Source organism: Marinobacterium ramblicola, from assembly GCF_019084545.1.
Lineage (GTDB): Bacteria > Pseudomonadota > Gammaproteobacteria > Pseudomonadales > Balneatricaceae > Marinobacterium_D > Marinobacterium_D ramblicola.
This window is the reverse complement of sequence record NZ_JAHREP010000001.1, coordinates 126,290-140,033: the sequence shown is the minus strand read 5'-3', so window position 1 is coordinate 140,033 and position 13,744 is coordinate 126,290. Positions and strand designations below refer to the sequence as shown.

The 13,744-nt window shown below is 58.0% G+C and carries 13 protein-coding genes; 9 read left to right on the top strand and 4 right to left on the bottom strand.

The window, feature by feature from the left end; genetic code table 11:
* Positions 1–99: 99 nt before the first annotated feature.
* Positions 100–810, top strand: coding sequence for a DNA topoisomerase I (locus KQ940_RS00430; RefSeq protein ID WP_217410706.1), 711 nt, complete (start codon positions 100–102; stop codon positions 808–810).
* Between the two features lie 10 nt (positions 811–820).
* Here the strand turns inward: KQ940_RS00430 and KQ940_RS00425 are convergent, their stop codons facing one another.
* Positions 821–1,042 (bottom strand): DUF1653 domain-containing protein, encoded by a 222-nt coding sequence (locus tag KQ940_RS00425; protein ID WP_217410705.1) that lies wholly within the window; start codon positions 1,040–1,042, stop codon positions 821–823.
* 9 nt (positions 1,043–1,051) lie between these two features.
* Positions 1,052–1,555 (bottom strand): hypothetical protein, encoded by a 504-nt coding sequence (locus KQ940_RS00420; RefSeq protein WP_217410704.1) that lies wholly within the window; start codon positions 1,553–1,555, stop codon positions 1,052–1,054.
* A 77-nt stretch (positions 1,556–1,632) separates the two neighbouring features.
* Here KQ940_RS00420 and KQ940_RS00415 point away from each other — a divergent pair, with 77 nt between their 5' ends.
* Positions 1,633–2,076, top strand: coding sequence for a universal stress protein (locus tag KQ940_RS00415; protein WP_217410703.1), 444 nt, complete (start codon positions 1,633–1,635; stop codon positions 2,074–2,076).
* A gap of 19 nt (positions 2,077–2,095) precedes the next feature.
* Here the strand turns inward: KQ940_RS00415 and KQ940_RS00410 are convergent, their stop codons facing one another.
* Positions 2,096–3,985, bottom strand: a complete 1,890-nt coding sequence (locus tag KQ940_RS00410) for an ATP-binding cassette domain-containing protein (protein WP_217410701.1) — start codon at positions 3,983–3,985, stop codon at positions 2,096–2,098.
* A 294-nt stretch (positions 3,986–4,279) separates the two neighbouring features.
* On the opposite strand from KQ940_RS00410, the gene KQ940_RS00405 reads away from it, so the two are divergent.
* Positions 4,280–6,100, top strand: a complete 1,821-nt coding sequence (locus KQ940_RS00405) for a transglycosylase SLT domain-containing protein (protein WP_217410698.1) — start codon at positions 4,280–4,282, stop codon at positions 6,098–6,100.
* A 12-nt stretch (positions 6,101–6,112) separates the two neighbouring features.
* Here the strand turns inward: KQ940_RS00405 and KQ940_RS00400 are convergent, their stop codons facing one another.
* Positions 6,113–6,346: a glutaredoxin family protein gene (locus KQ940_RS00400; RefSeq protein WP_246589572.1), complete on the bottom strand. Its 234-nt coding sequence runs from the start codon at positions 6,344–6,346 to the stop codon at positions 6,113–6,115.
* A 125-nt stretch (positions 6,347–6,471) separates the two neighbouring features.
* Between KQ940_RS00400 and KQ940_RS00395 the strand changes: the two genes are divergently transcribed.
* From KQ940_RS00395 to KQ940_RS00370, 6 genes are all read left to right on the top strand, one after another.
* The gene (locus KQ940_RS00395; RefSeq protein ID WP_343222590.1) at positions 6,472–7,029 is read left to right on the top strand and encodes a PAS domain-containing protein; all 558 of its coding nucleotides are present in this window, start codon (positions 6,472–6,474) and stop codon (positions 7,027–7,029) included.
* A gap of 36 nt (positions 7,030–7,065) precedes the next feature.
* The gene (locus tag KQ940_RS00390; RefSeq protein WP_343222589.1) at positions 7,066–8,577 is read left to right on the top strand and encodes a methyl-accepting chemotaxis protein; all 1,512 of its coding nucleotides are present in this window, start codon (positions 7,066–7,068) and stop codon (positions 8,575–8,577) included.
* A 125-nt stretch (positions 8,578–8,702) separates the two neighbouring features.
* The gene (locus tag KQ940_RS00385) at positions 8,703–10,454 is read left to right on the top strand and encodes a PHA/PHB synthase family protein (RefSeq protein ID WP_217410694.1); all 1,752 of its coding nucleotides are present in this window, start codon (positions 8,703–8,705) and stop codon (positions 10,452–10,454) included.
* Between the two features lie 135 nt (positions 10,455–10,589).
* Positions 10,590–11,942, top strand: coding sequence for an MATE family efflux transporter (locus KQ940_RS00380; RefSeq protein WP_217410693.1), 1,353 nt, complete (start codon positions 10,590–10,592; stop codon positions 11,940–11,942).
* A gap of 16 nt (positions 11,943–11,958) precedes the next feature.
* Complete coding sequence (locus KQ940_RS00375; protein WP_217410692.1) at positions 11,959–12,951, top strand: DUF3080 family protein; 993 nt, start codon at positions 11,959–11,961, stop codon at positions 12,949–12,951.
* A 100-nt stretch (positions 12,952–13,051) separates the two neighbouring features.
* Complete coding sequence (locus KQ940_RS00370) at positions 13,052–13,735, top strand: transglutaminase-like cysteine peptidase (protein WP_246589571.1); 684 nt, start codon at positions 13,052–13,054, stop codon at positions 13,733–13,735.
* The last annotated feature ends 9 nt before the right edge of the window (positions 13,736–13,744 follow it).

The following is a 13,744-nucleotide window of genomic DNA, read 5'->3' as shown; positions in this document are numbered from 1 at the left end:
CTCAAGGCGATAGAGGCGGCGCCTCAGCTTCGCAAAGCCGATAGAGTCGCTTTATAATTCACCAAGCAACCCTCTTTTTTATTCAGAGTGCCAAAGTTGATGCTGTCAGACAATCTGATGTATGTCGTATTGATCGCGCTAGTCGGTATGGCCGCGCTTGCCGCCAACTACGTTATCACGACTCGAGAGGCTCAAAACAAATTCCGCAGCGAGCGCTTGAAGTGGCTCAAGCAGCAATCCGAGCATACGCTGAATGCACTTAGCATCCTCAAGGAGGTGGGCTGTCGGAGTGACATCGTAGAAAAGCTCAACCAGCACGCCATGTCGCTGATCGAAGAGATCAGCGCACTTGCTCCCGATTCCGAGCTGATGACCGAAATTGCCCGCAACAAAGAGAGTACGGATCGCGTCAAGCGACGCCAGGGCGGGCTGGAGAGTGACCGTGCAGTCCGTCGCGCCCAGATCTATCTGAACTTCGCCGAGAAGCTGCTGATCGAAATGGGCCGCAAGGGCCGGCTGACACCCCAGCTGGCCAAAGCCTATCAGCAGGAGCTCTATTGGTTAAACGTATCGATGGTGACCGAGGCTCATGTCAATCAGGCCCAGCGTTTGCTTGCCAGCGGCGAAAAACATGGCGCGCTTGCGCATTACAAGCACGCCAAGGCGATACTGGTGCGTGCCACCATCTCTCAACAGCAGAAGCAGGTGCTGTTGAATCAATTGCAGAGTGAGATCGATAAACTGCAGCCCAAGCGGGACTATGGCGCCGGTGCACTCGCCGACTCCATCGACAATTACCTTAACCAGTGAGCTTCCGGTTTTATAGCGGCGCGAAACGCGGCACGCGCTCGCCACTGGCCAGCACAACAGACTCGACAAACATACCCAACGGCCGGACCCACAGGCCAAAATCGCCATAAAGCGCCCGATAGACCACCATCCACTCCTCAGTTTCCGAGTGCCGTGCCGTGCCGATCACCTCGTAGTCCCTGCCCTTGTAGTGACGGTAAATACCCGGCGCCAAATCAGTTTCAGAAACCATATAAAACTCCTACACCCGCTCATCGATCAGTATGTTGAGCTGCTCGGCTATCCGCTCCAGGTCTTCACCCTTACCCTCCTGCCAGAACGCAGAGGCATGGGTGGGGGTGGATTCCAGCGCAATCACATCAAGAGGTAGCTGCTTGAGCACCTGATTGAGCCTGGACAGTGCCACTTCCGACAAGGCGCGTTCGCCGTCGATCCAGCTCCACCCCTCCTGCAACCCCTCATTGGCAAGGGTCTCACCGCGAAACACCTTCCAGGTTTTCCAGCAGGCTTTCTGGGCTCGATCCAGATTCAGGCGCTGCATCCGATATACCGGAACATTCAACGTATCCCCCTCCACCTCGCCGGTCTGACGCGGTAGTTGCAGACTGGCCAATTGGATGTGAAACCCCAGCGGTTTAGCCCGCAAGCGAAGCTGAGCCTGGAACCGCTGACGAGGCGTAGGCATGACCCACATCACTGATCCGATCAGTGACATGACAATGAAAATAATGATTAACCATTTCATGGTGTTATCCTTAAGGTAGAACAAGTGAATGTGCCGTCACCCTGACGCCACACTCAACACAACAAGGAGCCCGAACCATGGCCCGCTATACTCGCATTCTGCTTGCAGTCGATCTGTCCGACGAATCCTCCCAGCTCGCCGAACGCGCGGTGGATCTCGCCCGTGCGAACCAGGCCCAGCTGAGCCTGATCCACGTTGTAGAACCATTGAGCTTTGCCTATGGTGGCGATGTACCGATGGATCTATCGACGATTCAGGAGCAGCTTGATGAACATGCCCGGAGCAAGTTGAACACTTACGCCGAAGGCCTGGGTTATCCGGTAGACAAAAAGTTTGTCGTCACCGGCAACACCGAGACGGAGATCCATCACGTCGCCAGCAATGAAGAAACCGACCTGATTATCGTCGGCAGCCACGGCCGACACGGCCTCGCGCTGCTGCTGGGCTCCACGGCTAATGGCGTACTCCATGGCGCCCCCTGCGACGTACTCGCGGTGCGCGTGCGCAAAGACAAAGAGTGATACTCAATCGCAGGCCGGATCATCCTCCGGCCTGCATCTCCTCCAACTCGACCCATCGCTCCATCAGCTGCTCCAACCGCTGTTCCTGATCGTGCAACGCCTGCAGCCGAACAGACACCTGCGCATGATCCTGGCTGTAGAAGTCAGGCGCGGAAGTCTCTGCCTGCAACGCGGCTAAAGCGTTTTCTGCCTCCTCCATCAGTTTCGGCAGCTCATCCAGCTCCCGCTGGAGCTTGTAACTGAGCTTACGCGCGGCTTTTGCTTTATCAGTTTTCTGCTCGACGATGGGCTCAGAGGCGGTCGTTTCTTTTACTGCAGCCTTGGCTACGGGCCGCTGACGCAACCAGTCCTGATATCCGCCGACATACTCAGCCACACGGCCCTCACCCTCGAACGCCAGGGTGCTGGTCACCACATTATCGAGGAACCGGCGATCATGGCTGACCAGCAGCAGCGTACCCTCGTAGTTCAGGAGGATCTCTTCCAGCAGCTCCAGCGTCTCGATATCCAGGTCGTTGGTCGGCTCGTCCATCACCAGCAGGTTAGCCGGCTGACTGAACAGCCGCGCCAGCAGGACACGGTTACACTCGCCCCCCGAGAGCGCCTTGACCGGGGTGCGCGCCCGCTCGGGACTGAACAGGAAATCCTGCAGGTAGCTGATGATATGGCGATTCTGACCGTTGATCTCGATGCTTTCCCGACCACCCGATACGTTGTCGATGATGCTACGCTCCGGGTCGAGCTGGCCGCGCAGCTGATCGAAATACGCCACCTCCAGCTTGGTCCCCATCCGCACCGTGCCACTCTCGGGCTGCAGCTCTCCGAGCAGGATTTTCAGCAGGGTACTCTTGCCCGCACCGTTGGGGCCGATCAATCCGACGCGGTCGCCACGCTGGATCGCCAGGGTAAGATCACGAATAATCGGCCGCCCTTCGTAACTCTGAGAAACGTGCTCGAGCTCGACAACCAGCTTGCCCGACTTGACCGCCTCTTCGAGATTGAAGCGAGCTCCGCCCTGACGCTCCCGCCGCTGAGAGCGCTCATCGCGCATCTTTTTCAGTGCCCTGACTCGGCCTTCGTTACGGGTCCGCCGGGCCTTGATCCCCTGCCGTATCCAGCGCTCCTCCTGTGCCAACTTCTTGTCGAACTCTGCATTGTGCCGAGCCTCCTCCTGCAGCAACGCCTCCTTCTGCTCCAGATAGCGACTGTAGTTACCCGGGAAGGAGGTTAGCGTGCCGCGATCCAGCTCGATGATTCGGGTCGCCAAACGGTCGACCAGCGCCCGGTCATGCGAAATAAACAGCACACCACCGCGGAAGGCGAGTACCTGCTCCTCCAACCACTCGATCGTTTCGATATCCAGGTGGTTGGTCGGCTCGTCGAGCAGCAGAAGATCCGGGTTCTGCACCAACGCGGCGCCCAGCGCGGCACGACGGCGCCAGCCGCCTGACAGCTCAGCCATCCGCTTGTTACCGGGCAGAGACAATCGATCCAGCACCGTCTCCACACGCTGCTCCAGATGCCAGCCCTCTCTCGCCTCCAGCTCATGCTGCAGTTGCTCGAGCTTGGCCAAGGAACCGGCGTCATGCTGCTGAATCAGCGCCTCGTACTGCTCCCGTAGCGCGACAACCTCACTCAATCCCGCCATGACCACATCGCGCACCATACGATCATCGGCAGCGGGCAGCATCTGCGACAACTCTGCGATACGGATAGCCGGGTCCTTCCAGTAAACACCGGAGTCGGCGTGCTGCTGACCCGATACGACCTTCAGCAGGGTCGACTTACCGGCACCATTCAAGCCCACCAGCGCAACACGCTCTCCCGCGTCGAGTTGAAGATTGACATGGTCCAGCAGCGCGCGCGTACCGAAACTCACGCAGAGTTCATCGAATTTGATCAACGACATTTACAGCTATGCACTCTGTTCAGTTTAAAGGCCGATAGTGTACCTGAAACCGCGGTCCGAAATGAAAAACACTCAAGGATCTAATAATCTCTGCCGATATAGGTAGACTGACACTATCCGCTCGCGCCACAGTTCAATCGAGGGATGGAGACAACGATGCCGCGCCTGACAATGCTACACCTTATTGCCACTTCACTCCTTATCGCCAGCTACCCCGCTTCTGCCTCTTTAACCCCCCAACAGCAGCTATATCAGGAAACCCTTGCTGCTGCGGAAAAAGGGGACACGAAAGCAGTGACCCAGGGTTTAAAAAAGCTCGGAGACTATCCGCTCAAACCCTACATTCTCTACACTCAGCTTCGCGCCAATCTCGGCAACCTCAGGGTTAAAGATGCCCTTCGCTTCAGCAACGAGTATGCCGACACCCCGGTGGAGGGAAGGCTGCGCTGGGCTCTGACCACCGAGCTTGGAAAACGCCAGGACTGGCAAGCCTACCGTCAACTTTACCCGACCCTGGACCGACCCAGCACCGAGCAGGAGTGCTACTGGGGACGATCCGAACTGGCGGCCGGCAACACTCAAAGCGCTTATGCCGTCGCGGCACGCCTCTGGGTTGCCGGACACTCCCAGCCAGATGCTTGCGATCCGCTATTCGAGCGCTGGATGAGTGCCGGCGGACTTAATGATCAACTCATCGCCACACGTGCACTGGCAGCGCTGGAAGAGGGCAATATATCGCTGGCTCGATATGCCGCAAAAAAAGCGTCGACCCCGGCAACCAAGGCACGGATCGACAACGCCATAGCCCTCTATAGCGAGCCCGGATCTCTGCTCACCAGCACCAAGCTGGTGACCACCAAGGATCCCGACCACAGACGGCTGCTGATGCTGACAGTCAACCGGTTGCGCAAAAGCGATCTCGACGCCGCGATCCAGCTCTGGGTTCGCGACCGCGATCGTCTGCGCATCCCGCCTGAGGAGCAGGCGGGACTGACCATACTGATGGGGACACTGAAGGCCAAACGCTACGACGAGAATGCGGAAACCCAGATAAACCGGCTCGACCCAGGATTCGCACTGGCCGAACTGACCGAGTGGCGTGCTCGCCTGGCGCTTAGACGGCTCGATTGGCCCCGGGTAGAAGCACTGATCGGCAAGCTCCCGCCCGATAAGCTTCACCACGAGCGCTGGCAATACTGGCTCAGCATCGCCCAGCGTCGGCAGGGGAAAGATGTGCAAGCTCAACTACAGGCACTGAGTCGCGATCGCACCTTTTACGGTTTCCTCGCCGCCGAACTGAGCCAGAGTCCCTTCGCTCTCAATCATGAACCGATCGCCCTGGACGCCAAGATACTCAAGCAGATGGAAGCGACACCGGCGTTCCGGCGGATGCGGGAACTGTTTCAGCTGGACAACTTATACGAAGCCCGTTCGGAGTGGAACCAGGTTACCCGGAACATGACACCGGCGGAGCAGCATCTGGCCGCACACCTGGTCAAACGCTGGGGCTGGAACACCCAGGCAATACGTGGCGCCATCCAGAGCGAACAGTGGAACGATCTGGAGATCCGCTTTCCTAACCCCTACCCCAGCCTGTTTTCCGCCGCTTCCGAGCGTGCCGGTATCAACCTTACCTGGGCAACGGCCATTGCACGGCAGGAGAGCGCATTCTGGGAAGCAGCCCGCTCCCGCGTGGGTGCCCGCGGCCTGATGCAATTAATGCCGGCGACCGCCAGACAAACGGCCAAGAAGCACTCGCTGCCACTCAGTGGCCTTGAGGCGCTCTATGACCCCAAAACCAATATCAATTTGGGCAGCGCCTATCTAGGCGAGATGTATCGGGAGTTCGGCAACAACCGCGTGTTTGCAACCGCCGCCTATAATGCCGGTCCGCACCGGGTGCGCGCCTGGCTTAAGGATCGCGGCGATCTGCCGCTGGACATCTGGATAGAGACCATCCCGTTCGACGAAACACGCAACTACGTGCAGAACGTGCTCTCCTTTGCCGTGATCTATGATCGACTGGCCGACCGGCCGGCCAGACTACTCAGTGACAGCGAGCGGGAACTGCTGGCATTCAACCAGGTAAATACCAGCAAAGCCACCAAACTCTAACCGGGCAAACAGTCAGTCTGCGCCAACATCCTCAAGATAGAGGCGCAGCTCACTTTCTCCAAACGGCCACCCCAGCTCTTTGCCCGACACAGGCGCCCTCAACACCGGAATACGGGTGGCATAGTGCTCGAGCAGCTGATCGTCGAAGGCAATGTCGACCAGATCAACCTCCGCATCTCCCGGCCGCAATACTGCCTGCAGCAACATGATGGCGTGATCACACAAGTGACACCCCTCTGTCGTCATCAACTCTAGATAGAGCATTCTTCCTACGAACCTCATTAGCACCCGGTACGTCATACCGGGATTATCATATCGAAGCGCGGATCATTCCCTGATACTATGCGCGTTTTTAAAATGACCGAAAATCGGTGACCGTTGCCCACTCTCGCGAGGTTGCGATGAAAAATCGAGTAGTACCGACCAATTCAGAAGTCCGTCTAAGCGACGATGAATTCATCGTGAGCAAGACCGACAAACGCGGCATTATCACTTACGTAAACCGCACCTTCATGAAGATATCGGGCTACTCAGAACCGGAGCTCCTCGGCGTTCAACACAACATCATACGTCATCCCGACATGCCCCGCGGCGCGTTCAAGTTGCTATGGGAGACTCTTGATCAGGGCAAAGAGTTTTTTGCCTATGTCAAAAACCTTTGCAAGGATGGCAGCTACTACTGGGTCATGGCAAACGTTACCCCGGACCTCAACTCCGAGGGCGAAATAGTCGGCTATTACTCCGTCAGACGCAAACCCACACTCGCTGCGATTCAAGCCATCACGCCACTCTACAAGGAGATGATGGATATTGAGCGTTCAGCAGGCCCGAAAGAGGGCCCGCAGCGCTCCATCGCTTACCTGCAAGCGTTTTGTGAAGCGCAGCGCTGCAGCTATGAAGAGTTGATCTGGTCGCTGGACAACGCCTGACATACGGCGCCGGCAACCCATACGAGGACGTGTATCGTGCATCAATCGACCACCGCCAAGACAGGCGTCAGCTCGGGAAGCCTGTTCCTGCAGAACAGACTCAAGCTGGCCACCCTGCTGCTCCCTGTCATCGCGCTTGCTCCAGCCATCATCGTGGCGTTAAGCGGCGATCTTCAACTGGCAGCTTGGACGGCCATTCCGGCCATCGCCACCGCAATTCTGTCGATCTACCTGTATCGCTCGGCATCGCGCCCTCTGAACACGCTGCAGAACATCAACCAGGCCCTCCAGAAAGCCAACAAGGGCGGATTTGACAGCCGCATCAGCCATACGGAAAAACTGGGCGAAGTTGGCTTGGTCGCTTGGGAACTGAACGATTTTCTGGACAAGATCGAAACCTACTTCAAAGAGGTGGACACCTGCTTTCGGTATGTGTCCGACGGCCGCTACGACCGTCATGCCCTGTACAAAGGGCTGCCCGGGCAGTTGCGTGAGTCGCTGATCCGTATCAACTCCTCGCTTGAGCTGATGCGCAAGGGTGCCGAATTCGTGGCAGGGAACGAGCTCAACTCGGACCTGCACAGCCTGAACACCAAACACCTTATCGGCAACTTGAAACAGAACCAGGCGGACCTGGTTCGCATCAGCAATGAACTGGAACAGGCCGAGAGTATCGCCGACCGCTCCCGCCAGGAAGCCAGAGACAGCCAAACCTCTGTCGTGCGCATGGTCGCGGCGCTGAAGAGGATACATGAAACGATCGAATCGGTGGTTGAAGTGGTCGACAAACTGGGCAGCGACAGCAAGAAAGTCGCCGAATCCCTATCGATCATCACCGATATTGCCGACCAGACCAACCTGCTCGCTCTCAACGCGGCGATTGAAGCCGCACGAGCCGGCGAACAGGGGCGCGGTTTCGCCGTCGTGGCCGACGAAGTTAAAGCACTGTCGCGACGCACCAAGGACGCCGCCGTCGACGTCACCCACACCATCGGCACATTTAACCAGCGTGTCGACGAGATGGTGGAGCGCGCAACCGACTCCAGCCAGGAAGCGGCTGAAGTCAGCGCCATGGTTGAAAACTTCCGTGAGCAGTTCGACTCCATTGCCAATGCAGCCGAGCAGACCAAGCTGTACCTTAGCCACGCCAAGGATCGAGCCTTTGGCTCGCTGACCAAAGCCGATCATGTCATCTACAAGCAGTATGGCTACCTGATGTTCGATGACGCCCAGAATTGGGCGGATGAGGAGCAGGCTGTTGCTCGCAACCATACCGACTGCCGCCTGGGGCAGTGGTATTACAAAGGACAGGGCGCTGAACTGTTCTCCAATACCCGCGCCTACGCCCTGCTGGAGGCACCTCACCAAGCGGTCCACAGTTCGGTACAGGGCGCAATAGCCTTGCGCGAACGAAACTGGCGCGCCGACGCCAAATTGCGCCGCGAGATCGTGTCACTGATGGCCCGAGCCGAAGATGAAAGTTACAAGATACTGCAACACATTGATGCGATGATAGATGAGCGTCATCAGTCGGACGGGACGAGATAACTCTACCAAATGAGGGTTGTCCTCCCTTCTGGCTGGGTCTATGCTCGAAAGCTGGTCGGAAGCAACCCTGATAAATTCACCACACTTCCGGCCGCTCATACAGAAACATACGGAGTCGGCAGTCTATGGATAAAGCAACATCAGGCGGAAACTCTTCGACTGATCCTCAAGAGTTCATCAATTACGTTGCGCGCGAAACCAACAAGGTGCTGGAGATGTTTTCCGCCAGCGGCGGCGACGACATTTTCCGCCAGTTCACCCAGTCATGGACTGAACTTGCAACTCGCTCACTGGAGGACCCGACGGTCTGGATTCGCGCCATAGCCGATTACCAGCAGGCCCAGTTCAATCTGTGGCGCAATCTGATGAGCGGTACCAGCAGCGCCTCACCCGTAGTGCAACCCGACCGCAGCGACCGTCGTTTCCAAAGCGACGAGTGGTCGAACAACCCGATCTACGACTATATCAAGCAGTCCTACCTGCTCACCTCCCGCATGCTGGTCGATATGGCCGCCAACGCCAAACTGGCCCCATCGGAACAGGCAAAGCTGGAGTTTTACACCAAGCAGTACGTGGATGCACTGTCGCCCACCAACTTTGCACTCACCAACCCGGAAGTGTTGCAGCAGGCGATGGAGACCAAGGGCCAGAGTCTGGTTGACGGCCTGAAAAACCTGCTGGGCGACATAGAAAAAGGCCGCATCTCGATGACAGATGAGAGCGCCTTCGAACTCGGCACCAACCTCGCTACCACCGAAGGCGCCGTCGTTTTTCAGAATCACCTGTTCCAGCTGATCCACTACAAGCCGGAAGGTGATCAGGTTTACGAGCGTCCCACACTGATCGTGCCGCCGAGCATCAACAAGTTTTACATCCTCGATCTGCAGCCACACAACTCGTTCGTCAAGTATTGCGTCGAGCAGGGTCAGAACGTGTTCCTCGTCTCCTGGGTCAACCCCACTGCCGATCAGCGCGACCTCAGCTGGGACGATTACGTGGCCGACGGCGTGATCAAGGCGATAGAGGTCACCCGTGAGATCAGTGGCAGCGAGAAGATCAACGCCGTGGCCTGGTGTGTAGGCGGCACCCTGCTGACCACCGCACTGGCCGTACTGGCAAACCGCAAGGATACCACTGTCGGATCAGCGACTTTCCTGACCACGCTGACCGATTTTTCCAATCCGGGAGACCTCTGCGTCTTCATCGACGAGTACCAGGTCAAACAGCTGGAGAGCAAGGTCAATTCGCAGGGCATATTGAATGGACGCGAACTTGCGACCTCATTCAACATGCTGCGCTCCAACGATCTCATCTGGTCCTACGTGGTCAACAACTACCTTAAGGGGCAAACGCCACCACCGTTCGACATCCTGTACTGGAACAGTGACTCCACCAACCTGCCGGCCGCGATGTACACCTTCTATATCAACAAGATGTACCTCGAAAACAAACTGGTCGAGCCGAATGCACTGGAGATCTGCGGCGAGTCCATCGATCTGGGCAAGATCAAGATCCCCTGCTACTTCCTGTCCACCATCGAGGATCACATCGCCCCCTGGAAAGGCACGTTCAAGGCGACCGAAACCTTCGGCAGCACTGTCGAGTTCGTGCTCGGCGCCAGCGGCCATGTTGCCGGCGTTATCAACCCCGCCTCCAAGAACCGTCGCAACTATTGGATCAAGGGAGAACAGGGCAAAGGCGCCGATCATTGGCTGGAAACCGCCGAGCGTCAGGAGGGTTCCTGGTGGCCCAACTGGGCGGAGTGGGTTCGTCGCCGCGCCGGCAAGAAGATCGATGCACCGAAGAGCTATGGCAATGACACCTACAAGGCCATTGAGCCGGCGCCTGGTTCCTATGTCAGGGCCCGTGTAGACTAAGTCGGAGTGCACAACCCCAAAACGGGGCGCCACGGCGCCCCGTTTTACATCTTGTAACCGCTCTCCTCCCGCCTTAAGCTTTGCCCGCCCCCAACCTGAGAAACGATTACTCCAGTGCGCTCGATACGTTCAATGATGGCAGAGAGCCGCCAGCTGTTTACCCTGTTCTGGCCTATTCTGATCGCACAAATGGCGGAACATGCGATGGGTTTCGTCGACACGCTTATGGCATCTCAGGCGGGCCCCACAGACCTGGCAGCCATCGCCATGGGTTCGGGCATCTGGCTTCCACTGACGCTGACCCTGTGCGGCGTACTGATGGCGACAACGCCTCTGGTCGCGCATCATGTGGGTTCTGACAACGAGCCGGCATCGGCCGCAGTGCTGCGTCAGGCACTCTCGCTGTCCCTGATCCTTTCCACTGTCGCCCTGTTGCTGCTGAATAATGTCGCCCCTCTACTATCACTGTTCCAGCTGGCCACCAAAACCTCCGACTACCTGGGCGCGATCAGCTGGGGCATACCCGCTCTGCTGCTCTACCAAGTACTGCGCAGCTTCAGCGAGGGCTTCGGCCGCACGCGTCCGATCATGCGCATCGCCATCGTTGGCATGCTATGCAATATCCCACTCAACTATGTGCTGATCTTCGGCAAACTGGGCTTTCCTGCACTCGGCGGTGTAGGCTGCGGTTACGCCACCAGTGTGGTGATGTGGCTGATGCTTGTGCTTGGGATACATCACATGCGACGTGAGCCGCTGTTTCGACAGGCTCGCACCGCGTTTCTATGGCGCCCGCCGGAGCTGCGCTCTCTGATACAGTTTGTCCGCCTCGGCTTGCCCATCGGCTTGGCACTGCTGATCGAGGTAAGCATGTTCAGCCTGATCGCGCTGTTCCTGGCAAAATATGGCGAGGAGACCATCAGTGCGCACCAGATCACCTTCAGCGTGACCGGCATGATGTTCATGATACCGCTGAGCCTCTCCCTGGCACTGACCATCAGAACCGGACAGCTGATCGGCCGCGGCCAGCTCCTGGCTGCGCGATTCAGCATCCTGTGCGGTATCGCACTCACCACGCTGTTCGCACTGCTAAACGCCAGCCTGCTGCTCGGTGCAGGCCGACAGATCGCCTCAGCCTATACTGAGGTAAGCGTTATCATCGACACTGCGGTCCAGCTGATGTGGATCGCCGCCCTGTTTCAGATCGCCGATTCCATCCAGGTCGCGGCGGCGGGGGCGCTACGCGGATTTAAAGACACCACCGCCACGCTGATTGTGGTCTTCATATCGTACTGGCTGGTCGGACTTCCGTGCGGCTATTGGCTGGCCGAACTGCGCGGGCTCGGCGTCTTCGGATACTGGTGGGGCCTTTTAGCCGGCCTCAGTCTTGGCGCCCTACTGCTCGCAACACGTCTTTACAGGATCAGCCATGCGTCTACACCCACTCTGCATTGTCCTACTGTCCCTGGTCATAACCGCATGCAGTGAACCGGACGCCCGCTCCATGCTGGAGCGGTATACCGAGCGGGTCGGCAACGCCATTGAAGAGCCGATCGATACCGCATTCGACGCCGCACTGGCGGCCCGCCCCGCCCTGCCGCCCAAGCGACAACGGCTAATCGAGATCGAGACCATCAGTGAGGGCTTGATCGACGTTCTCGATTTCCGCCACTGCAACCTGTTGCACACCATTGCTGAGCGCAACACCTCACTATCCCGCCTAGCCGGCCACTCCCAGCGCCTGATCTACGAACTTGAGATACTCCCCGCCCTGAGACTCTGCCGGCGCCAAATAGCGACGATGGGGCAGGATGCACCAGCGCGATTAAGAAAACGACTGACCGAGATCGTTCAGCAAAAGGAGCAAACCCTGGGCGCCGTGATCTGGAATGCCTTGTACGCCAGCGCCGAGATGGAGCAGCAATTCGCGCTGACCGACTCACCGCTCCCCTTGCACGGCACCGCCCTGCTCGCACCGATAAAACCCGCACTCGCCCACTTTCAAGTTCTAGCCGGGCTAAGCGGGCGCGATGACTGGGACACCCCTGCGTTCACCCCTGCGCTCGAGCAGGATTTTGCGGCACTCTACCGCTCCGAGTTCGGAGCCCAATGGCTCACCAGCCTGGTGTTGCTGACCCATACCCTGGAGCAAACGTCCAAGGCTTTCGAGCGACGCCTGATACGAAGGCCGATCTGCTTCAACAACCGCCCCAACAACCAGGCCCGAATCATACGCAACGTGTTCCAGACGTTTTATGCGGGTGAGCTGCAGCCCTACATGTCACTGGTCGATCGCCAGGGACGGGAGTGGCTGGAGATGCAGCAGCAGATTGTGAGTCGACTGCCGGTTCCTGCCGGCACACAGCGCTATTTCCGCTTGGTACTGGACTCCAATGCTCCCGAGGGGCTCTGGCAGCGTTATCTGAATGCGCGCGATGAGCACACTCGCAACTGGCAACGCCTGTTGCGCCAATGCGGCATGATGCCCGGCAGTTAAACGACCCACACCTCTTGAGAGCGATCCGCTTTTCCACCATCATGGCCGCGTTATCAATCACGGATTGCTCATGCTGCAACCCCAAAGGATCAATCTACCTTTGCCATCCTTAGCAAGCAGAGGCCGGCGTTGGGTTGTCGGCCTGGCGGCTGCGCTGATCATCCTGCTTGCGCTGACCAGCCTGGCGGGAGACGGCGTACGCCTGTCGCCTGCCGAAATCGATCGATTCGGACAGATTTACGGCGAACCGGCAGCCCGGCGGCTCACTGCCTGGCAGGCGCTGATACGCGATCTCGCCGACGCCCCGGAACAGACCAAGCTTGAACAGGTCAACGCCTTTTTTAATCAGGTCCGCTTTCTGGACGACATCGAGCACTGGAAACAGGAGGACTACTGGGCCACACCGGTGGAGTTTCTGATCTCCAACGGCGGTGACTGCGAAGACTTCGCCATCGCCAAGTACTACACCCTGAAGGAGCTTGGCATCCGTATCGACAAGATGAGCCTGACCTACGTAAAAGCCCTGGAGCTGAATCAGGCCCATATGGTACTGACCTATTACCCCACGCCAGAGTCGGTACCGCTGGTGTTGGACAACCTGATTGGCGAGATCAAAACCGCCGATCAACGGCCGGACCTGCTCCATGTGTATACTTTCAACGGTGATAATCTTTGGCTCAGCAAAAAGGGCCGGCGATCACAGTTGGTCGGCACCTCGGATCGCCTCAAACCCTGGGTTAAACTCCAATCGCGGGTGGACGCCAACAATGTCAATCTCAACTGAAGGCTCGGA

Bases quoted from the DNA above. Each gene is read 5' to 3' on its own strand.
- KQ940_RS00430 (WP_217410706.1), top strand. From the start codon at position 100: ATGCTGTCAGACAATCTGATGTATGTCGTATTGATCGCGCTAGTCGGT.
- KQ940_RS00425 (WP_217410705.1), bottom strand. From the start codon at position 1,042: ATGGTTTCTGAAACTGATTTGGCGCCGGGTATTTACCGTCACTACAAG.
- KQ940_RS00420 (WP_217410704.1), bottom strand. From the start codon at position 1,555: ATGAAATGGTTAATCATTATTTTCATTGTCATGTCACTGATCGGATCA.
- KQ940_RS00415 (WP_217410703.1), top strand. From the start codon at position 1,633: ATGGCCCGCTATACTCGCATTCTGCTTGCAGTCGATCTGTCCGACGAA.
- KQ940_RS00410 (WP_217410701.1), bottom strand. From the start codon at position 3,985: ATGTCGTTGATCAAATTCGATGAACTCTGCGTGAGTTTCGGTACGCGC.
- KQ940_RS00400 (WP_246589572.1), bottom strand. From the start codon at position 6,346: ATGACGACAGAGGGGTGTCACTTGTGTGATCACGCCATCATGTTGCTG.
- KQ940_RS00385 (WP_217410694.1), top strand. From the start codon at position 8,703: ATGGATAAAGCAACATCAGGCGGAAACTCTTCGACTGATCCTCAAGAG.
- KQ940_RS00380 (WP_217410693.1), top strand. From the start codon at position 10,590: ATGGCAGAGAGCCGCCAGCTGTTTACCCTGTTCTGGCCTATTCTGATC.
- KQ940_RS00375 (WP_217410692.1), top strand. From the start codon at position 11,959: ATGCTGGAGCGGTATACCGAGCGGGTCGGCAACGCCATTGAAGAGCCG.